The 20,523-nt window shown below is 69.6% G+C and carries 18 protein-coding genes and 3 pseudogenes; 6 read left to right on the plus strand and 15 right to left on the minus strand.

Annotated features, from left to right (window positions below; all coding sequences use genetic code 11):
• Positions 1-12: 12 nt before the first annotated feature.
• The 3 genes and pseudogenes from QFZ67_RS16615 to QFZ67_RS16625 all read right to left on the minus strand — a co-directional run.
• Positions 13-459 carry a VOC family protein gene (locus tag QFZ67_RS16615; RefSeq protein ID WP_307661872.1) on the minus strand — a complete coding sequence of 149 codons (447 nt, stop codon included), beginning with the start codon at positions 457-459 and terminating at the stop codon, positions 13-15.
• 60 nt (positions 460-519) lie between these two features.
• On the minus strand, positions 520-915 hold the full coding sequence (locus tag QFZ67_RS16620) for a helix-turn-helix transcriptional regulator (protein WP_307665867.1): 396 nt from the start codon (positions 913-915) through the stop codon (positions 520-522).
• 161 nt (positions 916-1,076) lie between these two features.
• Positions 1,077-2,294, minus strand: a pseudogene (locus QFZ67_RS16625) (MFS transporter); the annotation flags it as partial.
• Here QFZ67_RS16625 and QFZ67_RS16630 point away from each other — a divergent pair.
• Positions 2,295-2,687, plus strand: a pseudogene (locus QFZ67_RS16630) (TetR family transcriptional regulator); the annotation flags it as partial.
• 67 nt (positions 2,688-2,754) lie between these two features.
• On the opposite strand, the gene QFZ67_RS16635 reads toward QFZ67_RS16630, so the two are convergent.
• Complete coding sequence (locus QFZ67_RS16635) at positions 2,755-3,498, minus strand: M23 family metallopeptidase (protein ID WP_307661873.1); 744 nt, start codon at positions 3,496-3,498, stop codon at positions 2,755-2,757.
• Between the two features lie 580 nt (positions 3,499-4,078).
• Here QFZ67_RS16635 and dacB point away from each other — a divergent pair.
• The 4 genes and pseudogenes from dacB (at position 4,079) to QFZ67_RS16655 (ending at position 8,380) form a co-directional block, all read left to right on the plus strand.
• Complete coding sequence (dacB, locus tag QFZ67_RS16640) at positions 4,079-5,692, plus strand: D-alanyl-D-alanine carboxypeptidase/D-alanyl-D-alanine-endopeptidase (protein ID WP_307661874.1); 1,614 nt, start codon at positions 4,079-4,081, stop codon at positions 5,690-5,692.
• Positions 5,693-5,734: 42 nt separating this feature from the next.
• The gene (locus QFZ67_RS16645; protein WP_307661875.1) at positions 5,735-6,064 is read left to right on the plus strand and encodes a trypco2 family protein; all 330 of its coding nucleotides are present in this window, start codon (positions 5,735-5,737) and stop codon (positions 6,062-6,064) included.
• Between the two features lie 17 nt (positions 6,065-6,081).
• A pseudogene (locus tag QFZ67_RS16650) lies at positions 6,082-6,531 on the plus strand (trypsin-like peptidase domain-containing protein); the annotation flags it as partial.
• A gap of 142 nt (positions 6,532-6,673) precedes the next feature.
• Positions 6,674-8,380 carry an NACHT domain-containing NTPase gene (locus tag QFZ67_RS16655; RefSeq protein WP_307661876.1) on the plus strand — a complete coding sequence of 569 codons (1,707 nt, stop codon included), beginning with the start codon at positions 6,674-6,676 and terminating at the stop codon, positions 8,378-8,380.
• A 91-nt stretch (positions 8,381-8,471) separates the two neighbouring features.
• On the opposite strand, the gene QFZ67_RS16660 is transcribed toward QFZ67_RS16655, so the two are convergent.
• Positions 8,472-10,997, minus strand: coding sequence for an ATP-dependent Clp protease ATP-binding subunit (locus QFZ67_RS16660; protein WP_307661877.1), 2,526 nt, complete (start codon positions 10,995-10,997; stop codon positions 8,472-8,474).
• Between the two features lie 431 nt (positions 10,998-11,428).
• Between QFZ67_RS16660 and QFZ67_RS16665 the strand changes: the two genes are divergently transcribed.
• Entirely contained in the window at positions 11,429-12,007 is a 579-nt protein-coding gene (locus QFZ67_RS16665; protein ID WP_307661878.1) for an SCO3374 family protein, read from the plus strand.
• Here QFZ67_RS16665 and QFZ67_RS16670 read toward each other — a convergent pair.
• The 10 genes from QFZ67_RS16670 to QFZ67_RS16715 form a co-directional block, all read right to left on the minus strand.
• Positions 11,986-12,321, minus strand: a complete 336-nt coding sequence (locus QFZ67_RS16670) for an Lsr2 family protein (protein ID WP_307661879.1) — start codon at positions 12,319-12,321, stop codon at positions 11,986-11,988. The two genes, QFZ67_RS16665 and QFZ67_RS16670, sit on opposite strands and share 22 nt — an antisense overlap.
• 143 nt (positions 12,322-12,464) lie before the next feature.
• Entirely contained in the window at positions 12,465-12,986 is a 522-nt protein-coding gene (locus tag QFZ67_RS16675; protein ID WP_307661880.1) for an amino-acid N-acetyltransferase, read from the minus strand.
• A gap of 9 nt (positions 12,987-12,995) precedes the next feature.
• Positions 12,996-13,451: a BlaI/MecI/CopY family transcriptional regulator gene (locus QFZ67_RS16680; protein ID WP_307661881.1), complete on the minus strand. Its 456-nt coding sequence runs from the start codon at positions 13,449-13,451 to the stop codon at positions 12,996-12,998.
• Positions 13,452-13,552: 101 nt separating this feature from the next.
• Positions 13,553-13,726: a hypothetical protein gene (locus tag QFZ67_RS16685; RefSeq protein ID WP_307661882.1), complete on the minus strand. Its 174-nt coding sequence runs from the start codon at positions 13,724-13,726 to the stop codon at positions 13,553-13,555.
• A 14-nt stretch (positions 13,727-13,740) separates the two neighbouring features.
• Entirely contained in the window at positions 13,741-14,343 is a 603-nt protein-coding gene (locus QFZ67_RS16690) for a hypothetical protein (protein WP_307665868.1), read from the minus strand.
• A 530-nt stretch (positions 14,344-14,873) separates the two neighbouring features.
• The gene (locus QFZ67_RS16695) at positions 14,874-15,671 is read right to left on the minus strand and encodes a type III pantothenate kinase (RefSeq protein WP_215098503.1); all 798 of its coding nucleotides are present in this window, start codon (positions 15,669-15,671) and stop codon (positions 14,874-14,876) included.
• The gene (gene nadC / locus QFZ67_RS16700) at positions 15,671-16,684 is read right to left on the minus strand and encodes a carboxylating nicotinate-nucleotide diphosphorylase (RefSeq protein WP_307661883.1); all 1,014 of its coding nucleotides are present in this window, start codon (positions 16,682-16,684) and stop codon (positions 15,671-15,673) included. Before nadC ends, QFZ67_RS16695 begins: the two co-directional genes overlap by 1 nt.
• A 2-nt stretch (positions 16,685-16,686) precedes the next feature.
• Positions 16,687-18,384: an L-aspartate oxidase gene (locus QFZ67_RS16705; RefSeq protein WP_307661884.1), complete on the minus strand. Its 1,698-nt coding sequence runs from the start codon at positions 18,382-18,384 to the stop codon at positions 16,687-16,689.
• A complete protein-coding gene (gene panC / locus QFZ67_RS16710) occupies positions 18,381-19,529 on the minus strand; it encodes a pantoate--beta-alanine ligase (RefSeq protein ID WP_307661885.1) in 1,149 nt (382 codons plus the stop codon). The genes QFZ67_RS16705 and panC overlap by 4 nt, the downstream gene beginning before the upstream one ends.
• Positions 19,526-20,446 carry a Rossmann-like and DUF2520 domain-containing protein gene (locus QFZ67_RS16715; protein ID WP_307661886.1) on the minus strand — a complete coding sequence of 307 codons (921 nt, stop codon included), beginning with the start codon at positions 20,444-20,446 and terminating at the stop codon, positions 19,526-19,528. The genes panC and QFZ67_RS16715 overlap by 4 nt, the downstream gene beginning before the upstream one ends.
• Between the last annotated feature and the right edge of the window lie 77 nt (positions 20,447-20,523).

Here is a 20,523-nt window from a genome sequence, read left to right on the forward strand (position 1 = left end):
CCTGCTCCCGGACTAGCAGGACCAGTCCTTGTCCAGGTCGAGCCCGCCCTCGCGCCGCTGGGTGAACGAGTACCAGTTGCCCGAGTCGTCGCGCAGGATCGCCTCCGTGCCATACGGACGGTCCTGCGGCGGCTGTACGAACTCCACGCCGCGTGCCTTGAGCTTCTCGTAGTCGCCGTGGACGTCGTCGGTGGTCAGCACTCCGGCGCCCATGACCCCCTTGGCGATGAGCTTCTTGATGGCCTCGGCGGATTCCGGGTCCATCGCGGGCGCGCCCGGCACCATGAGCGTCAGTTCCACATCGGGCTGGTCCTTGGCGCCGACCGTCAGCCAGCGCATGCCTCCCTCGCCCATCGTCATGTCGGTGCGGACCTCCAGGCCGAGCCTCTCGGTGTAGAACTCCTTCGCCCTGTCCTGGTCCAGGACCCAGACCGTGGAAATGGCAAGACCCTTGATCATGAGGTGCTCCTCGGTGAGGCGTGGTTCCGGCTTGCCTTGCCACCGTAGGCAGCGGCCCGGTCAGTCGGCTTCTTCAGAATTGCGCTGCTTGGAAAGAGGCTTCTCCTTGCCCGGGAAGCCGCCCGCCCACAGCAGGGCGTAGCACCCCGGTATCAGCGCGGCTCCCCGCCCCACATGCCTGGCGCGGTACTCGCTCGGGGTCAGCCCGGTCTGCTTCTTGAACCGGGTCGAGAACGTGCCCAGGCTGCTGAAGCCGACCAGCGTGCAGATCTCGGTGACCGACAGATCCGCCGAGCGCAGCAGCTCCTCGGCCCGGTCTATCCGCCTGCGCGACAGATACTGGCCGGGCGTCTGCCCGTACACCGCCTTGAAGGCGCGTACGAAGTGGTAGCGCGAATACCCGGCATGGGCGGCCACCGCGTCCAGGTCGAGCGGCTCGGCCCAGTCACGGTCCATGGCGTCCTTGGCGAGGCGCAGCTGCCGCAGATGGGCGAGGCGCGCCGGCGCCGCAGTGGTGCTTTCCACACACCCGATGCTGACACGCACCACTGACAACGGCCCCAGACGTGCACACAGGCGTGCACACCGGGGGCCGTCGGCCAGGGGGTTCGTCGAGGTCAGACCTGTTCGGCCACCTTGTCCACGGTCGGGGCGGCCGCGGTCGCGGCCGGCGCCGGTCCCGCCCCGCGCAGCGGCACCTCCTTGACGAAGAAGGCCGCCGTGAAGCCGATCACCGCGACCGCCGCACCCACCAGGAAGGCCACGTGCGTCCCGGACGCCACAGCGAACTCGTACGCCTCACGGACCGGGTCCGGCAGCTTCGCCAGGCTCGCGGCGTCCAGCTGCGCGGACTGCTGGGTGGCCGCGGACCCGCCGCGCGCCGCCATCTCGTCCTGCACCCGACCGGTGAACAGCGCGCCCATGATCGCGACGCCGAAGGAGGCACCGAGCGTACGGAAGAGGGTGGTCGCGGAGGACGCGACGCCCATGTCCTTCTGCTCGACGCTGTTCTGCGCGACCAGCATGGTGATCTGCATCAGGAAGCCCATGCCGGCGCCGAGCACCCCCATGTAGATGCCGGAGGTCAGCCGCGAGGTCTCGGTGTCCATCTGCGCGAGCAGGAACAGCCCCGTCGCCATCAGCCCGCCGCCGACGATCGGGAAGAGCCGGTACTTGCCGGTGCTGGTGGTGATCCGGCCCGCGACCATCGAGACGACGAGCATCGACATCAGCATCGGGAGCAGGAGCAGACCGGAGTTGGTCGCCGAAGCGCCCTGGACGGACTGCTGGAACAGCGGCAGGAACAGCACCGCGCCGAACATCATGAACCCGGCCATGAAGCCGATCACCGACATCAGCGTGAAGTTGCGGCTGCGGAAGATGTGCAGCGGCATGATCGGCTCGGCCGCCCTGGTCTCGGCGAACAGGAAGCCGGTGAGCGCGGCCACGCCGATCGCGATGAGCTCCATGATCACGGTCGAGTCCCAGGCGTACTCCGTACCGCCCCAGGTCGTCACCAGCACGATCGAGGTGATGCCCAGTGTCAGCAGCCCGGCGCCCAGATAGTCAATGCGCGCCTTGGTCCGCTCCTTCTTCGGCAGGTGGAGCACCGCGGTGACCATGGCCAGCGCGACGGCGCCCAGCGGCAGGTTGATGTAGAAGCGCCAGCGCCAGCCGAGGTGGTCGGTGATGGTCCCGCCGACCAGCGGTCCGCCGATCATGGCGACGGCCATGACGGCGGCCATCATGCCCTGGTACTTACCGCGCTCCCGCGGCGGCACGAGGTCCCCGATGATCGCCATGACGCCGACCATGAGGCCGCCCGCGCCCAGGGCTTCCAGGACCTGACGAGGCCGATGGACGAGCTGATCGAGTGGGGGCAGACCCAGCCGCACACGCTGGAGACCAAGCAGGAGATCCTGCGTCGCTACAGCGAGACGCTCGTCGGCGCGGCCCCGCTCTTCCGCTTCATGCAGGAGAACCAGGCCACGATGCGCGATCTGAGCATCGGCGAGACCTTCAAGGACCGCATGATGGTGATGCTCGAGCTCATCAGGGAGCCGGAGGCGCCCTTGGCCGACCAGGTCCGCTGCATCAGCGCGCTCTTCACGATGCACGCCGGAATGTTCGTACTGAAGGACATCGAGGCCGACCCCGAGGACAAGCGCCAGGCCGTCCTCGAGGTCGCCATCGATCTGGTGAGCCGGGCTCACCACGTCACAGGCTGACAGTCACAGGCTGACGGTCACCGGCAGGCACACCCGCCGCAGCTCCGCAGCGCCAGAGGCCCGAGCGTCAGATGGTGACGCCGGCCGAGCGCAGGTAGGCCATCGGGTTGAGCGCGGAACCGTAGTTCGGGGTCGTACGGATCTCGAAGTGCAGGTGCGGACCGGATGAGTTGCCGGTGTTGCCGGACCGGGCGATGGTCTGGCCCGCCTTCACGCTCTTGCCGACTGTGACGTTGACCTTCGACAGGTGGGCGTACTGCGAGTACTTGCCGTTGGTGTGCTTGATCACGATGGCGTTGCCGTACGCGGGACCGTCGCCGCCGCCGTTCGAGCCGGCCTTCACGACGACACCGTTGAAGGCGGCCTTGACCGGGGTGCCGACGGGGACGGCGAAGTCCTGGCCGGAGTGCTTGTGCGACCACATGTTGCCGCCCTGGTTGAAGCTCGCGGTCAGCTTGTAGTCGGTGACGGGCTTGACCCAGGTCACGGCATTCTTCGCAGCCTTGGGCTTGGCAGCCTTCGACTTCGCGGCTGCGGCCTTCGCGGCCGCTGCCTTCGCGGCCGCTGCCTTCGCGGCGGCGGCCGCCTTCGCGGCTGCGGCGGCCTTGGACTGCGCCAGGGCCTGCGCGGCGACGGCACTCGAGGCGTCCACCGCGGTGGCGGAACCGGCAGCCGCCGGCGCACTGGTCCCAGCGGCGAACGCGGCCCCGGCCCCGAGCACCATCGACGCTCCCAGACCGGCGGCCAGCACGGCGGCGCGGGTACGGAGAGCGGACGGGCGGGGAAGGTGGGACGTGGCGCGCTGCGACATTGGAGTGAACCTCCGGGGCATAAAGGGACCCGGCACCTCTGCGCCGGGCTTGGCCATCCCTTGGTAACCCAAGCCCCCACAAGGCCCAAAACCGCCCATCTACGACATAGGGTCGTAGCCGCCCCACCTTGAATTCGGCCCTTGACGCCCCCCGATCCCCTTTCGAGGCCTCTTCGCAAATCGGTCAAAATCTCCCTACGTGGACAGGTTTAGCTCCACGTACGGACCACACACGAACCGTGCGAATACGACATCCACCCCGGATCACCCGCCATCGGACACCGAAGGGCCCACGGTCCCCGCCGACCCAGGCCCGAGGTCCCGCATCAGAGCCGATCCAGCCCACTACTCCGGCTAGTAGGCCCCGAAACCCCTGTGTGCCTTGTCACGGATTCAACCGAGAACTGCCCCTCCGCGAGCCCCTCCGCGAGCTCCTTCCGAGCTCCTTCCGAGCCCCTTCCGAGCCCCTTCCGAGACCCTTCCGAGACCCCTCCGGGACCCCTTCGGAACCCGTCCTGGCCCCTCCGGACGGCCCACGCGTTCTTCCCGCGCGCACCCCCGTCCGGGATGCTCCTGTGCCATGAGTAGACCCGTGTGTGCCACGAGTAGATCCGTAATTCGCTCGAACCGGCGCCCCCGCGGCTGGATCCTGCCCGTGGTCATCGGGCTCGCCTGCACGCTCACCTGGAGCGCGCCCGCCGGGGCCGGTCCCTCCGACACCGGCCTCAAGGGCGCCATCGACAAGATCCTCGCCGACGCCCGCATGGACGGCGGAGCCGCGAGTGTGGTGATCGCCGACGCCGCCACCGGGGAGCGGCTCTATCAGCGGGACGGCGCCGACCGCCTCATGCCCGCCTCCAACACCAAGCTCGCCACCTCCGCCGCCGCGATGGCGCTGCTGGGCCCCGAATACCGCTACCGCACCGACGTCCTGTCCACCGGCCGCCGCCACGGCTCCACCCTCCGCGGCGACCTCTATCTGCGCGGCAGCGGCGACCCGACCACGCTCGCCAAGGACTACGACCGGCTCGCCGCCGACCTGGCCGCCTCCGGCGTCACCCGCGTCACCGGCCGCCTCGTCGCGGACGACACCCGCTTCGACACCCAGCGCCTCGGCCGCTCCTGGGCCGGGGACGACGAGTCCTCGTACTACTCCGCGCAGATCTCCCCGCTCACCGTCGCGCCCGACACCGACTACGACTCCGGCACGGTCGTCGTCGAGGCGCTCCCCGGCGCCGCGCCGGGCGACAAGCCGCGCGTGAAGCTCACCCCGCCCACCGACTACGTACGCATCGACATCCGCGGCACCACCGTCCCCGCCGGACAGCCCGACACCCTCGCCGTCGAGCGGCAGCACGGCACCAACACGATCACCGTCAGCGGGAACATCCCGGTCGGCGCGAGCGCCACCAAGGAGTGGGTGAGCGTGTGGGAACCCACCGGCTACGCCGCCGCGGTCTTCTCCGACGCGCTCGCCGCCCACGGCGTACGCATCGCCGGCGGCCCCCGCCTCGGCCGTCCAACCCCGTCCGACGCGAAGCTCCTCGCCTCGCACAGCTCCATGCCGCTACGGGAGTTGATGTTCCCGTTCATGAAGCTGTCCAACAACATGCACGCCGAAGCGCTCACCAAGACGATCGGCTACGAGACGGCCGGCCGCGGCACCTGGGACGCGGGCCTGTCGGCGATCACCGGCTACCTCAAGCAGGAGGGCGTGCAGACCTCCACCATCCGCCAGCTCGACGGCTCGGGCCTGACCCGGATGAACCTCTTCCCGGCCCAGCAGCTCGCCACCCTGCTCCTCTCGGTCCAAGACGCCCCCTGGTACCCCGACTGGTCAGCATCCCTCCCAGTGGCCTGCAACCCGGACCGCGCCATCGGCGGCACCCTGCGCACCCGGATGTGCGCGACCCCGGCGGCCCTCAACGCCCGCGGCAAGACCGGCTCGTTGACGGGCGCTTCGGCTCTCTCCGGGTACGTCACGGACGCCGGCGGCCGCGAGCTCGTCTACAGCGTCGTCCTCAACAACTACCTAGCCTCGTCGGTGAAGAGCATCGAGGACGCGATCGTGGTCACCCTGGCCAGGTCCGACACGGCCGGGGACACCATCGCCGCCGTACCGCCGCGGGGCCCGCGCAGCTCGGATCCCGCGGCGGATCTCGAATGCTCCTGGCAGAAGCCGAAGTTCTGCTGAAACGCCGGTCGCCCGGACCGTACGGAAGGTACGGTCCGGGCCATGACGGACATCGAGCTCGCCGACGCCATCCAGTCGGTACGGGACCAGTTACTCGACGCGGCCACCCGGGCCACCGGTCAGCCGGTCGCCTTCGAAGTCGGGGACATTCAGATGGAGTTCACGATCGAGCTCCGAAAGGAGGTCAAGGGCGGCGCGAAGGTGAAGGCCTGGGTGGTGGAGGCGGGCGCGGACGCCGCCCGTACCACCGGCCACACCCACAAGATCGCCTTCACCCTCAAGCCGCGGAACGCGGCCACGGGCGGGCGCTGGAAGGTCGGCAACGAACATCTCGGCAGCACCGACGACTTCGGCGCCGGACCCGCTGACTGATGGCCCGCTCGTCATCCATGACGCCGTCACGGAGTGTCGTCGCGGTCCTGTCCGAACACCAGGGCAGCGGCGTACTGATCGGCCGCAGCACAGTGCTCACGTGCGCGCATGTCATCGGCGCCGCCGACACGGCCCGGGTGGCCGTCCCCGGCAGCGCCGGCGAACTGGCCTGCCGGCTGGTCTGGTCCGACGAGGGCCTCGATGCAGCGCTGCTGCACATCACGCGAAAGCCGGAAGCACGCACGCAGCTGCCTCGCATGAGCACCGTGGCCGCCGACCGGCCACTGCCGCACTGCGAGATCATCGGCTTCCCCCGCATCCAGCGGTACGACAGTGGCCGCAAGCTGGATCTCGATCAGTACACCGGGACGATCCTTCCCATGGCCGGGCTCATCCGGCGCACGATGGTGTTCGAGTTCGACCGGCCTCCCGCGAGCGAGCCCGCCGACGGTACATCGCCGCTCGCGGGGCTCTCCGGTGCGCCGGTCTTCGCCGACGACGGGCTTCTCGGCATCGTCCAGGAGGTCCCTCGCGGCCGTGGCCACCAGCGAGTCGAGTGCCTTCCCCTGCAGACACTCGCGATGAACCGGGGATTCCTTGAGGCGTACGGTGAGTCGACCGGTCACCCGCCGCTTCCCCGGCACCCGGTGCGTGGTGACCGTACGGCCGCTCGCGGTCGAGCCGGACTGGCTGAAGTCGGAGCACTTCGAGGAGCTCAGCCTGCTGCCGATGACCGGCTCGGACATCCACGCTTTCGTCGCCGCATGGCACAGGGCAGCCCGCCTGGACGGCGACGACGGCGAGAACCTGGACGACCTGGAACGGGACCTGGCCCAGCAGTTCGAGCAGAACCGCGCGCTCAGCGATCTCGCCCGTACGCCGCTGCTCTGCGCGGTCATCTGCGCCCTGCACCGGCTGCGCCAGGGTTTCCTGCCGGAGACCCGATGGGCGCTCTACCAGTCCGCGCTCCAGATGCTCCTCGGCAACCGCGACAAGCGCCGCAAGATCGACGCGCCCGAAGGCATCTCCATGAATGTGGAGGAGCATCTGCAGCTGCTCCAGCGGATCGCGGTATGGCTGGTGCGAGGCGGCCAGGCCGAATTCACCCGGGAACAGGCCCTGCACCAACTGAACCGCGCCCTGCCGGGGATGCCACGGGTACAGGAGCAGGGCACGCCCGAGGATGTACTGAATCATCTGCTCAACCGCAGCGGTCTCCTCCAGGAACGCGGCGACGACGACTTCCAGTTCGCCCACCGCACCTTCCAGGACTTCCTGGTGGCCAAGGAGTTCGTCGAAGGCGACCACATCCAGGAGGCGCTTCAGCACGCCCATGAGCAGCAATGGCAGGACGTCCTGCTGCTGGCCGCGGGCCATTGTTCCCGCCGGGAACTGACCGTGCTGGTCAATGGATTGATGGCCGCCGGCTCCTCGCTGGGGAAGCGGGAAGGCAGGCGTACCGCCTTGTATGTACTGGCGGCGCTGTGCGCACAGCACGCGGCGTGGCTGGACGCGACCACCGCGACCACTCTCAAGCGCGTGCGGTCGGGGATCACGTCTGTCGTCCCGCCCCGCAATGCCACCGAGCTGCACCTGCTGGCCCGGCTGGGGCCGTATGTGCTGCCGCTTCTGCCCGGTCCCGACGACCGGGACGCGGCGAAGGACAAGCGTGTGGTCGATCTGATCAACGAGATCGGCGGCGCCGACGCCGTCCCCTACGCCCGGCGTTTCGCGGAAGTGTCCGACGGCCGATTCCGCTTGGCCTTCTTACTGGCGCGCAATTGGGCCAATTACCCGGCCGGCACGTTCGCCCGCGAAGTCCTGGCTCGCGTCGATCTGACGGACGTGCCCCTGCACGTCACCACCCGCGAACAGCTGGCACAGCTCCCCGTGTTGTCACACGTTCGGCACCTCGACATCACGGGTGACTTCAGCGCCGCCGACCTCGAGTCCCACCTCGACGGCCACAGCATCGATACCATCGACATCGCAGACAACAAGCTCCTCACCGACCTGGCCTTCCTGCGCTGCTGCGGTTCACAGCTCCAGCGGGTGGCCATCAATCGCTGCCCCGCCGTGGAAAGCCTCGCGTTCCTCCCCGAACTCGACGCTCTGCACGTGGTCGAGCTGAATGCCGTGCGGGTTTCCGCCGTCGATGTGGGGGCGATGGCCCGGATATCCCGGCTGAGCTCCCTCTTCATCTCGTACCCCACGATGGGGGAGGAAAAGCTGAATCTGACACCGCTGCGGGCCGTGGCCGGGTTGACGCTCAGCGTCTCCGGCCTTCCCAAGCGACAGATCATCGACTACCGCTGAGGACGGCGAAAAAGGGGCTGCCCCGGCCCGTACGTTTCCGTACGGGGCCGGGGCAGCCCCTTCAATCGCTCAGCTCAGCTCAGCGCGAGCGTCACGCGTCCTTCGACAGGTTCGGACCGGCACCGCCGGCCGCCTGCTCGATCGGCGGGACGTCGGGCAGCGCCGACTTCTCCTCGCCACGGAAGGTGAACTTCTTCTCCTCACCCTCGCCCTCGGTGTCCACGACCACGATGTGACCGGGGCGCAGCTCGCCGAAGAGGATCTTCTCCGACAGGATGTCCTCGATCTCGCGCTGGATCGTCCGGCGCAGCGGCCGGGCGCCCAGAACCGGGTCGTAGCCCTTCTTGGCGAGGAGCGACTTGGCCATGGGGCTGAGCTCCAGGCCCATGTCACGGTCCTTCAGGCGCTCGTCCACCTTGGCGATCATCAGGTCGACGATCTGGATGATGTCTTCCTCGGTGAGCTGGTGGAAGACCACCGTGTCGTCGACACGGTTGAGGAACTCGGGCCGGAAGTGCTGCTTCAGCTCTTCGTTGACCTTGTTCTTCATCCGGTCGTAGTTCGACTTGACGTCGCCCTGCGCGGCGAAGCCCAGGTTGAAGCCCTTCGAGATGTCCCGGGTCCCGAGGTTGGTCGTCATGATGATGACCGTGTTCTTGAAGTCCACGACGCGGCCCTGGGAGTCGGTCAGCCGACCGTCCTCCAGGATCTGCAGAAGGGAATTGAAGATATCGGGGTGGGCCTTCTCGACCTCGTCGAAGAGGACGACGGAGAACGGCTTCCGGCGCACCTTCTCGGTGAGCTGGCCGCCCTCTTCGTAACCCACGTATCCGGGCGGGGAACCGAAGAGACGGGAAACCGTGTGCTTCTCGCTGAACTCCGACATGTCGAGGGCGATCAGCGCGTCCTCGTCGCCGAAGAGGAATTCGGCGAGCGTCTTGGAGAGCTCGGTCTTACCGACGCCGGACGGGCCGGCGAAGATGAACGAGCCACCGGGGCGCTTCGGGTCCTTCAGACCCGCTCGCGTACGGCGAATGGCCTGCGAGAGCGCCTTGATGGCGTCCTTCTGCCCGATGACGCGCTTGTGGAGCTCGTCCTCCATACGGAGCAAGCGCGAGGACTCCTCCTCGGTCAGCTTGAAGACCGGAATGCCGGTCGCCGTGGCGAGGACTTCGGCGATCAGCTCGCCGTCGACCTCGGCGACGACGTCCATGTCGCCGGCCTTCCATTCCTTCTCCCGCTTGGCCTTCGCGGCAAGCAGCTGCTTCTCCTTGTCGCGGAGAGAGGCCGCCTTCTCGAAGTCCTGGGAGTCGATGGCCGACTCCTTGTCGCGGCGGACGCCCGCGATCTTCTCGTCGAACTCGCGGAGGTCCGGCGGCGCGGTCATCCGGCGGATGCGCATCCGCGATCCGGCCTCGTCGATCAGGTCGATCGCCTTGTCCGGCAGGAAGCGGTCCGAGATGTACCTGTCTGCCAGCGTCGCGGCCTGGACCAGCGCCTCGTCCGTGATGGAGACGCGGTGGTGGGCCTCGTAACGGTCCCGCAGGCCCTTGAGGATCTCGATGGTGTGCGGCAGCGACGGCTCCGCGACCTGAATGGGCTGGAAGCGGCGCTCCAGCGCGGCGTCCTTCTCCAGGTGCTTGCGGTACTCGTCCAGCGTCGTGGCGCCGATGGTCTGCAGCTCGCCCCGCGCCAGCATCGGCTTGAGGATCGATGCCGCGTCGATCGCGCCCTCGGCGGCGCCCGCACCCACCAGGGTGTGGAGCTCGTCGATGAACAAGATGATGTCGCCGCGGGTGCGGATCTCCTTGAGCACCTTCTTCAGGCGCTCCTCGAAGTCACCGCGGTAGCGGGAGCCGGCGACCAGCGCGCCGAGGTCCAGGGTGTAGAGGTGCTTGTCCTTGAGGGTCTCGGGCACCTCGCCCTTGACGATGGCCTGCGCCAGGCCCTCGACGACCGCCGTCTTGCCGACGCCGGGCTCGCCGATGAGAACCGGGTTGTTCTTCGTACGCCGGGACAGCACCTGCATGACCCGCTCGATCTCCTTCTCGCGCCCGATGACCGGGTCGAGCTTGGACTCACGAGCGGCCTGGGTGAGATTCCGGCCGAACTGGTCCAGGACGAGCGAGGTCGAGGGCGTGCCCTCGGCCGGGCCGCCTGCCGTGGCGGCTTCCTTGCCCTGGTAGCCGGAGAGCAGCTGGATGACCTGCTGCCGCACCCGGTTGAGATCGGCGCCCAGCTTCACGAGGACCTGGGCTGCGACGCCCTCGCCCTCGCGGATCAGGCCGAGCAGGATGTGCTCGGTGCCGATGTAGTTGTGGCCGAGCTGGAGGGCCTCCCGGAGCGAGAGCTCCAGGACCTTCTTGGCACGAGGGGTGAAGGGGATGTGCCCGGACGGGGCCTGCTGCCCCTGGCCGATGATCTCCTCCACCTGCTGGCGGACCGCCTCGAGCGAAATCCCGAGGCTCTCCAGGGCCTTAGCGGCGACACCCTCACCCTCGTGGATAAGGCCCAGGAGGATGTGCTCGGTGCCGATGTAGTTGTGGTTGAGCATCCGGGCTTCTTCCTGAGCCAGGACGACAACCCGCCGCGCGCGGTCGGTGAACCTCTCGAACATCGTTAATCGCTCCTCAGAGCGGTCAGAAAGATTGGGGACGATCCCCTCCCTGTCCTTCCGCAGCTTAGTCCCGCAAGCGGGGACCGCTCATTCCAACTGCCGACACCCGTCCATGGCCTCCTGACCGCTGAACGCCGACACCTGCTCCAACCCGATGGTGCGAGACGATGTTCCCGCAGGCCAGGCAGTTACCCTCACCATCACTACGCCGATGGCGAACGTAAGACGGCCAAGCAGGCGTGTCGCCCCTTCCCACTAGGAATGTCTTACCCGTAACCACTGACAGTCCATGCGGCTCGCACCGGTTCCCTCAGCTACGGGCGAACAACCTTGCGCCCCCGAATGCGCCCACACGCCCCCAAGTCGGGCACTGTACGCAATCACGCATCCACTCTGCGTAACCCCCGAGGCTGGTCCGGAGTTCCCGGGGTATGGCCTTCACCGTCCCGCTCCCCCGCACGCCGTCAGACGGCGGCGTAGCGGGGTGGTACGAGAACGAGCTCGGCTGGGCCGCCGCCGACGGGTCGCCGGTGCGGCTGCTGACCGGGCTGCGCTTCGATGTGCTGGAGCTGCCCGCCGACGCGGGCGCCGCTGTGCTGCGCCGGACGAAGACCGCCGGGCCCGTGGCCCTCATGGGGCACAGAATGCGGCTCCTGGTGGCCGCGGGCAGCGCCGACGAGCTGCCTGGGCTGCTCGAGTGGCTGGAGTGGGGCGGGATCGCTCTCGATCTGACCGCCATCGGCACGGGCGGCCTGATGACCGCCCCGCCGCCGCCGGGATGTCCTGGCTCCCGGGGGGCCGCCGTATGGCTGCGACCCCCCGTGCCGGGGCGCGAAGTGGAACCGACGCTGCCGGCCCTGGTCCCTTTCGGGCGCAGTGCCGCAGCCGGTGGGGGAATCAGCCCCGATCTCGTACGACTTGTGGACACGGTGGCGACTGAGTGCCACCGGGCCCGATTGCTGCGTACGAATACGCCGCGTGCGAATACTCAGCCGTTGGCCTTCTCGTAAGCCTCGCGGACCGTTGCCGGGACTCGGCCGCGGTCGTTGACCTCGAAGCCGTTTGCCTTGGCCCAGGCACGGATTTCGGCGGTGTCCTTGTTGCCGCCGGCAGCCGCACGGCCCTTGCCACGGCCGGACGCGGCACGGCCGCCGGTACGCCGGCCGCTCTTGGCGTACGGCTCGAGCAGACCGCGGAGCTTGTCCGCATTGGCGGTGGTGAGGTCGATCTCGTAGGTCTTGCCATCCAGAGCGAACGTCACCGTCTCGTCCGCCTCGCCACCGTCGAGGTCATCGACAAGAAGGACCTGAACCTTCTGTGCCACCGGATTTCCTTTCATCGAAAATGCAGTACGCGGAAAGGAAACCGCTTTTCCCTGAAAAACACAAACCCTTGGCAGAGGTTCAGAACCTCGAGAACACGGGAAACGTGCGCGATTCGGACATAGGGATCCGCCTCAAGCGGTGATCACAGGTGCAGAAGCATCCGGCTGTTGCCCAAGGTGTTCGGCTTCACTCGTTCGAGCCCGAGGAACTCCGCGACGCCCTCGTCATAGGAACGCAGCAGCTCGCTGTAGACATCTCCGTCGACGGGTGTCTCACCGATCTCCACGAAGCCGTGCTTGCTGAAGAAGTCCACTTCGAAGGTGAGGCAGAAAACCTTGCGCACTCCCAGCCAGCGGGCCGTCCGTACCAGCTTGTCCAGCACCTGATGTCCGATGCCGGTGCCCTTGAAGACGGGATCGACGGCGAGAGTACGCACTTCGGCGAGGTCTTCCCACATCACATGCAGTGCGCCGCAGCCGACCACCCTGGCATCCTCGTCGCGTTCCGCTACCCAGAACTCCTGGATGGCTTCGTAAAGAGTGACCGTCGCTTTGTCGAGCAGGATGCCTTCACTCACGTACGGGTCGACGAGTCGCCGGACCGACGGCACATCGCTGGTCCTGGCCCGTCTGACGGTGATGGCATTTGCTGCGGCATAAGGCATGCCCCGACGCTATCGCTCCGGGGACGTCCCGCCGTCGGCGGCCTCGTCGCCGGGAACCTGGCCCTGAACCTCGGCAGGAACCCCGCCAGGAACCTCGCCCTGAACATCCCCCTGAACGAGTCGGACCGCGGCAAGGAGCGCTTCACGCTGCTCGGGCGACATCATGCCGAAGAAGGCGACAAGTGCGGCCGCCGGGTTGTCGCTCTTGGACCAGGCTTCGTTCATCAGTGCGGCCGAGTACGCAGCCCGGGTGGAGACCGCCGTATATCGATAGGCGCGGCCGTCGACTTCTCGGCGGACCCAGCCCTTCTGATGGAGATTGTCCATTACGGTCATGACGGTGGTGTAGGCGATGGACCGTTCCTGCTGAAGGTCTTCGAGGACTTCCCGGACGGTGACCGGCCGGTTCCATTGCCAGACGCGTGTCATGACGGCGTCTTCCAGCTCTCCCAATTGGCGAGGCACATAACCACCATAGTGGGAGACCTCGGAATGGCTGGTTATTGACGTAACAAAAAAGGACGTACGGCTAAAAATCGGCCGTACGTCCTCAGTGTGCGACGGCATCAGTCGCCGCGGCCGGCCTGCTTGGCGGACTGCGCGCGAGCCACGGCGGCGTCCACGATCGCGTCCTCCTTGGCCTTGTTCGGGCCGCCCTGGCTCTTGACGATCGTCACGACCAGAGCGGTGAAGAAGACGGCCATCACCACTGGGGGCAGGAGCGCGGATACGTAGTCCATGGCTCCCAGAGTAGCTATCCGGCCGCGAGCTGTTCGGGCGGGGGCACGGGCCGGCGGCGCGGCGGAAAGACCTCGGACGGCTTCGGCACCGGCTTCTCGCCCGGCGCGGGCGGCTTGGGCTGGGGTTTCTGCTGCGGTTTCTGCTGGGGCTTCTGCTGCGGTTTGGGGTCCTCGGCAGCGCGGCCGCCGACGAGCGCGAGGAGCCGGGTGCGGGGGGCCGGGGCGGTGACCGCGGCCCGCACCGCGCGGCCGGCCAGCCGGGCGCGTACGGACTGCTCGGCGAGCGTCTGGCAACGGTGCAGCACGGCGGCTCCGACGGGGTTGGAGCGCAGCGTGCGCAGCGCGGCCAGGTCTTCGGGGCGTGGGTGGTAGCCGGTGGCCAGGGCGTCCTGGAGGAGCTCCAGATAGCCCGCGGCGGAGCCGGGGAGCGCTTCGCGGTAGCGGACAAGGTCGGCGAGGAGGAACGTACGCAGTCGGCCGGCCTCGCGTACCGCCTCGTCCACGGAATCGGCCAGACGCAGAGCGTCCTGGACGTCGTCGTCGGCGAGAGGGACGGGATGGAGGGCGATGGCGAGGGCGCGTCGGAGCACACGCAGCTCGTCTGCGCTGAAGGCCATGCCGCCGCGGGATCCGTATGGCGTGGGCATGGGCCGACGATACGTGCGACTTGGACAAAATCGGGTTAATTGAGCAAGCCCGGGCGCGGCGGATGCGGTGCCGCGGCTGGGCCGCGGGGTGCGGGGTGCGTTGCGCGGGTCGTGGGGTGGCCCGGTGCCGTGGCGTGCGGGGGTCCGCGGCGCGGGCTGCGGGGTTGCCCGGTGCCGTGCGGCGCGGGTTCCGGGGCCCCTCCGGGCTCGACTCCTCGGGGTCGGCGGCATCAAGGGGTCCGTATTGATCACCGCGTCCGGCCGCCGATCCCCTGCGGGGACGACCCTGCACGGCCCCTCCCACCAGCAGGCACCCGGTCCGGGCCCGCCCCCTGGAAACCCGGAAACGCCGGGGTTCGCCCGCGGGCCGACCCTGCACGGTCCCTCCCCACCCGGAGGGGCGGTAGCACGGGAGGGTCAGCCCGCGAAACCACCCACCGGAGGGCAACCAGCAACGCCCCTGGCCCACGAGCACCACGACCCCGTGAAATCTGGGAACGTCACATCCGGGAGACGTTCCGCTCGTAGACCAGGCGCAGGCCGATCAGCGTCAGCCACGGCTCGTGCTCGTCTATCGCCGACGCCTCGCCCAGCACCATCGGGGCCAGGCCGCCGGTCGCGATCACGGTGACCTCGTCCGGGTCGTCCGCGAGCTCGACCTTCATGCGCCGTACAACGCCGTCGACCTGGCCCGCGAAGCCGTACACAATGCCGGACTGCATCGCCTCGACGGTGTTCTTGCCGATCACGCTGCGCGGGCGGGCCAGCTCGATCTTGCGGAGCTGGGCGCCCTTCACGCCGAGCGCCTCGACGGAGATCTCGATGCCCGGGGCGATCACGCCGCCCGCGTACTCGCCGCGCGCGCTGACCGCGTCGAAGGTCGTCGCCGTGCCGAAGTCGACGACGATCGCCGGGCCGCCGTACAGGTCGACGGCGGCGACCGCGTTGATGATGCGGTCCGCGCCGACCTCCTTGGGGTTGTCCATCAGGATCGGTACGCCGGTCTTGATGCCGGGCTCGACGAGGACCGCCGGCACGTCGCCGTAGTAGCGGCGGGTCACCTCGCGCAGCTCGTGCAGGACGGAGGGGACGGTGGAGCAGATGGCGATGCCCTCGATGCCGTCGCCCAACTCGTCGCCGAGCAGCGGGTGCATGCCCATCAAGCCCTGGAGCAGGACGGCCAGTTCGTCGGCGGTGCGGCGTGCGTCGGTGGAGATGCGCCAGTGCTCGACGATCTCCTCACCGTCGAACAGGCCGAGGACGGTGTGGGTGTTGCCGACGTCGATCGTGAGCAGCATCAGACGCCTGCCTCGCGCAGGTCGAGGCCGATGTCGAGGATCGGGGAGGAGTGCGTGAGCGCGCCCACCGCGAGGTAGTCGACGCCCGTCTCGGCGTAGGCGCGGGCGTTCTCGAGGGTGAGACGGCCGGAGGATTCCAGAGCGGCGCGGCTAGCGACGATCGAGACGGCCTCCTCGGTCTCGGCCGGGGTGAAGTTGTCCAGCAGGATCAGGTCGGCGCCCGCGTCGAGGACTTCGCGTACCTGGTGGAGGGTGTCCACCTCGACCTCGATGGCGAGGTCGGGGAAGGCTTCCCGTACGGCCTTGAACGCCTCGGCGACGCCGCCCGCCGCCACCACGTGGTTGTCCTTGACCAGGGCGGCATCGGACAGCGACATACGGTGGTTGACGCCGCCGCCGCAGCGCACCGCGTACTTCTCCAGGGCGCGCAGGCCGGGCGTCGTCTTGCGGGTGTCGCGGACCTTGGCCTTGGTGCCTTCGAGCACGTCGGCCCAGGCGCGGGTCGCGGTCGCGATGCCGGACAGGCGGCACAGGAGGTTCAGCGCGCTGCGCTCGCCGGTGAGCAGGTCACGGGTGTTGGTGGTGACGGACAGCAGCTTCTGTCCCGCCTCGACGCGGTCGCCGTCCTCGACGTGCCTCTCCACCTCGAACGACTCGGTGCAGACGATCGACAGGACGGCCTCGGCGACCCTCAGGCCCGCGACCGTGCCCGCCTCGCGGGCGGTGAAGTCGCCGGTGGCGACGGCGTCCTCGGGGACGGTCGCCACGGTCGTCACATCCACGCTGCCGTCGAGGTCCTCCCCGAGCGCGAGGTGCGCGATGTCCTCGACCTGGACCGGGTCGAGGCCCGCGTCGGCGAGCAGCCGGGCCAGGGCGGGGTCGAGACCGCACTCGTACGCTTCGTCGTCTCCGCAGCCGCAGGCGTCTCCGCAGCCGCCCGCCTCGGTCGCGGGGGCGCCGATCTGGATCAGCGGTACGTCCACGGGACGCGGACGTTCTTCGGGCGTGCTCACGGTTACGGCTCCCTGGGGGCGTCGGGGACGGTCGGGGCGAAAGCGGTGTTCTCGGTGCGGCGGACGACGAGGCTCCGGTCGGGAGCGAGACGTACGACGAGATGGCGGCGCCAGTCGGCGTCGTCGCGCTCGGGTCGGTCCTCGCGCCAGTGGCAGCCGCGGGTCTCCTCGCGCTCAAGGGCCGCGGTGGTCAGCACGCGGGCAACGCACAGGAGGTTCGACGTCTCCCAGGACTCGACGCCGGGCTCGGCCGTCTTGCCCGAACCCTCCTGGTCGTGCACGGCGTTGCGGTGGACCGCGTCCAGCGCGGCCGCCGCGTCGGCCAGGCTACTGGCCGAGCGGAGCACACCGGCGCCCTGCGACATGATCCGCTGGATGTCGGCTCGCGCCTCGGGGGCGATGAGCGGAAGTACGGACGGGGTGGGGGGCTCGGCGGCCGCACCGGCCAGGAGCGGGGCGCGGGAGGCGATGTCGGCCGCTATGCGCTCCGCGAAGACCAGGCCCTCCAGAAGGGAGTTGGAGGCCAGCCGGTTCGCGCCGTGGACGCCAGTGCAGGCGACCTCGCCACAGGCGTAGAGCCCGGGCACGGTCGTGCGGCCGCGCAGGTCCGTGCGGACGCCGCCGGAGGCGTAGTGGGCGGCCGGGGCGACCGGGATGGGCTCGGTGACCGGGTCTATGCCGTGGGTGCGGCAGGCCGCCAGGATCGTGGGGAAGCGCTGCTCCCACATCTCGGCGCCGAAGTGGCGGGCGTCGAGGTACATGTGCGCCGCGCCCTGTTCCTGCATGCGGCGCATGATGCCCTTGGCGACGATGTCGCGGGGGGCGAGCTCGGCCAGCTCGTGCTGACCGAGCATGAAGCGGGTGCCGGATGCGTCGACGAGATGGGCGCCCTCTCCCCGTACCGCCTCGGAGACCAGCGGCTGCTGGCCCTCGGAGTCCGCGCCGAGGAAGAGCACCGTCGGGTGGAACTGCACGAATTCGAGGTCGGAGACCTCCGCTCCGGCGCGCAGCGCGAGCGCGACGCCGTCGCCCGTGGAGACGGCGGGGTTGGTGGTGGCGGAGAAGACCTGGCCCATGCCGCCGGTGGCGAGCACGACGGTGGGGGCGTGGACCGCGCCGACGCCGTCGTGCTGGCCTTCGCCCATGACATGGAGGGTGATGCCTGCCGTACGGCCTTCGGCGTCCGTCAGCAGGTCCAGGACCAGGGCGTTCTCGATGGTGCGCAGACCGGCCTCGCGGACCGCCTCGACCAGGGCGCGGGAGATCTCGGCCCCCGTCGCGTCGCCGCCCGCGTGCGCGATACGGCGGCGGTGGTGGCCGCCCTCGCGGGTGAGCTCGATCTCGCCGGCCTCGGAGGTGTCGAAGTGCGCACCGGTGGCGATCAGCCGGCGTACGGCGTCGGGGCCCTCGGTGACCAGGGTGCGTACCGCCTCCTCGTCGCACAGGCCCGCGCCCGCGACGAGGGTGTCGTCCAAGTGCTGCTCGGGGGTGTCGCCGTCGCCGAGCGCCGCGGCGATGCCGCCCTGCGCCCAGCGCGTGGAGCCGTCGTCCAGACGGGCTTTGGTGACCACGACCGTGCTCAGCCCGGTCGCCGCGCAGCGCAGTGCGGCGGTGAGGCCTGCGACGCCGGAGCCGACCACGACGACGTCGGCGTCGATGGCCCAGCCGGGAGCGGGGGCGGTCAGCCGTATTCCGGTCACTTGGCGGCTCCGAAGGTCGGGGGTTCGAGGGTCGGGGGATGGTCGGGCGTCGGGGAGTCGGGCGTCGGCGATTCGAGGGGCGGCGATTCGGCGGGCTGAGATCCGAGGGGCGGCGGTTCGAAGACCGGGGGCCCGAAGACCGGGGGCCCGAAGGTCAGGGGGATGTTGTCGATCAGGCGCGTCGCGCCGACCTTCGCGGCCACCGCGAGGATCGCCTCGCCGGTGTGGTCGTCGGGGACCTCGGCGAAGGTGGCCGGGTCGACCAGGGCCAGATAGTCGAGGACGAGGGGCGGCACAGCCTGCGCCGCCTCGTCGAGGACGGCGCGGGCCGCTGCCCGTACGCCGTCGGCGCCGCCCGGTCCCGCCTGGGCCACCGCGTGTGCGTCGGCCGCGGCGCGCGCCTCGCCGATCGCGGAGAGCGCGGCGGCGCGGGCGTGCGTGCCGGGGGTGGCCTCGGCGCGGGCGTGCAGCGCCTGCTGGGCGGCGAGCCGGTCGTGGGCCGCGAACAGCGCGCCGGACAGGGCGAGCGCGGTGCGCCGCTCCGCCGCCGACAGGTAGCGGTTGCGGCTGGACAGCGCGAGGCCGTCGCTCTCGCGGACGGTCGGCACACCGACGATCTCGACCGGGAAGTTCAGATCGCGGACCATACGGCGGATCAGGGCGAGCTGCTGCGCGTCCTTCTGGCCGAAGAGGGCGACATCCGGGCGGGTGAGGTGGAGGAGCTTGGCGACGACGGTGAGCATGCCGTCGAAGTGGCCGGGTCGCGAAGCCCCTTCAAGGCGCTCGGCCATCGGGCCCGCGGCGATCCTGACCTGCGGCTCGCCGCCGGGGTAGACCTCGTCGGCGGACGGTGCGAACACCACGTCCGCGCCCGCCTGTTCGGCCGTCTTGAGATCGGCTTCGAGGGTACGGGGATAACGGTCCAGGTCCTCGCCCGCGCCGAACTGCAGCGGGTTGACGAAGACCGTGACCGTCACGAAGCCTTCGGGCCCGACCTCCGCCCGGGCGGCGCGGATCAGGGAGGCGTGCCCCTCGTGGAGCGCGCCCATGGTCATCACGACGGCGGTGCGGCCGGGGGCGGCGCGGTGGTCGAGGGCGTACTGAAGCGCCTCGCGCGTCGGTACGAGTTCGAAACTGCGGCTCATCGGGGGTCACCGTCCGCGAGGACGCCCAGCAGATCCTCCGCCATCTCCGGTTTGAGCAGGCCGTGCGCGAGAGCCCGGTCGGCGGTGGTGCGCGCCATCGCCAGATAACCGGCGACCATGCCGGGGGCGTGCTTGCGCAGCTCCGCGACATGGGCGGCGACGGTGCCGGCATCGCCGCGGGCGACGGGTCCTGTGAGGGCCGCGTCGCCGGAGCGCAGAGCGTTGTCGAGGGCCGCGCCGAGCAGCGGGCCGAGCATCCGGTCAGGGGCGCCGACCCCTGCCGTACGCAGCAGCTCCATCGCCTGCGCGACCAGCGTGACCAGGTAGTTCGCGCCGAGGGCGAGAGCCGCGTGGTAGAGCGGGCGGGCCTCCTCCTCGATCCACTCGGGCTCGCCGCCCATCTCGATGACCAGCGCCTCGGCGGCCAGCCGCAGTTCCTCGGGGGCCGTCACTCCGAACGAGCAGCCCGCCAGCCGCTGGACGTCCACGCTCGTCCCCGTGAACGTCATCACCGGGTGCAGCGCGAGCGGCAGCGCGCCGGCCCGCATGGCGGGATCCAGCACCTTCGCGCCGTACCGACCGGAGGTGTGCACAAGCAGTTGCCCGGGACGTACCGCACCGGTCTCAACGAGTCCGTCGACCAGCGCAGGCAGCGCATCGTCCGGGACGGTCAGCAGCACCAGTTCGGCGCGGGCGAGGACCTCTGCGGGGGTCACCAGGGGTACGTCGGGGAGCAGGACGGCCGCCCGTCGTACGGACGCGTCCGAGACGCCGGAGACGGCGACCGGCCGGTGTCCCGCCAGCTGAAGCGATGCCGCGAGGGCCGGGCCGACACGGCCTGCTCCGACGACGCCCACGGTGAGGCGGGCTGGGCGGTCCCGCGGGTCGAGCGGTTCCTGTGGTGCTGTGGCATTCACGCGGCGGGGCCTTCCGTTCCAGTCCGCGGGGGGTACCGGACGATTTCTCGTCATGCTACGCCAGCGCCACTCGCACC

It is taken from the genome of Streptomyces sp. V1I1, assembly GCF_030817355.1.
Lineage (GTDB): Bacteria > Actinomycetota > Actinomycetes > Streptomycetales > Streptomycetaceae > Streptomyces.

Coding starts and splice junctions, on each gene's coding strand:
- QFZ67_RS16645 (WP_307661875.1), top strand. CDS start 5,735: ATGACGGACATCGAGCTCGCCGACGCCATCCAGTCGGTACGGGACCAG.
- QFZ67_RS16665 (WP_307661878.1), top strand. CDS start 11,429: ATGGCCTTCACCGTCCCGCTCCCCCGCACGCCGTCAGACGGCGGCGTA.
- dacB (WP_307661874.1), top strand. CDS start 4,079: ATGAGTAGACCCGTGTGTGCCACGAGTAGATCCGTAATTCGCTCGAAC.
- QFZ67_RS16635 (WP_307661873.1), bottom strand. CDS start 3,498: ATGTCGCAGCGCGCCACGTCCCACCTTCCCCGCCCGTCCGCTCTCCGT.
- QFZ67_RS16620 (WP_307665867.1), bottom strand. CDS start 915: ATGGACCGTGACTGGGCCGAGCCGCTCGACCTGGACGCGGTGGCCGCC.
- QFZ67_RS16690 (WP_307665868.1), bottom strand. CDS start 14,343: ATGGCCTTCAGCGCAGACGAGCTGCGTGTGCTCCGACGCGCCCTCGCC.
- QFZ67_RS16675 (WP_307661880.1), bottom strand. CDS start 12,986: ATGCCTTATGCCGCAGCAAATGCCATCACCGTCAGACGGGCCAGGACC.
- QFZ67_RS16660 (WP_307661877.1), bottom strand. CDS start 10,997: ATGTTCGAGAGGTTCACCGACCGCGCGCGGCGGGTTGTCGTCCTGGCT.
- QFZ67_RS16615 (WP_307661872.1), bottom strand. CDS start 459: ATGATCAAGGGTCTTGCCATTTCCACGGTCTGGGTCCTGGACCAGGAC.
- panC (WP_307661885.1), bottom strand. CDS start 19,529: ATGAGCCGCAGTTTCGAACTCGTACCGACGCGCGAGGCGCTTCAGTAC.
- QFZ67_RS16685 (WP_307661882.1), bottom strand. CDS start 13,726: ATGGACTACGTATCCGCGCTCCTGCCCCCAGTGGTGATGGCCGTCTTC.
- QFZ67_RS16695 (WP_215098503.1), bottom strand. CDS start 15,671: ATGCTGCTCACGATCGACGTCGGCAACACCCACACCGTCCTCGGCCTG.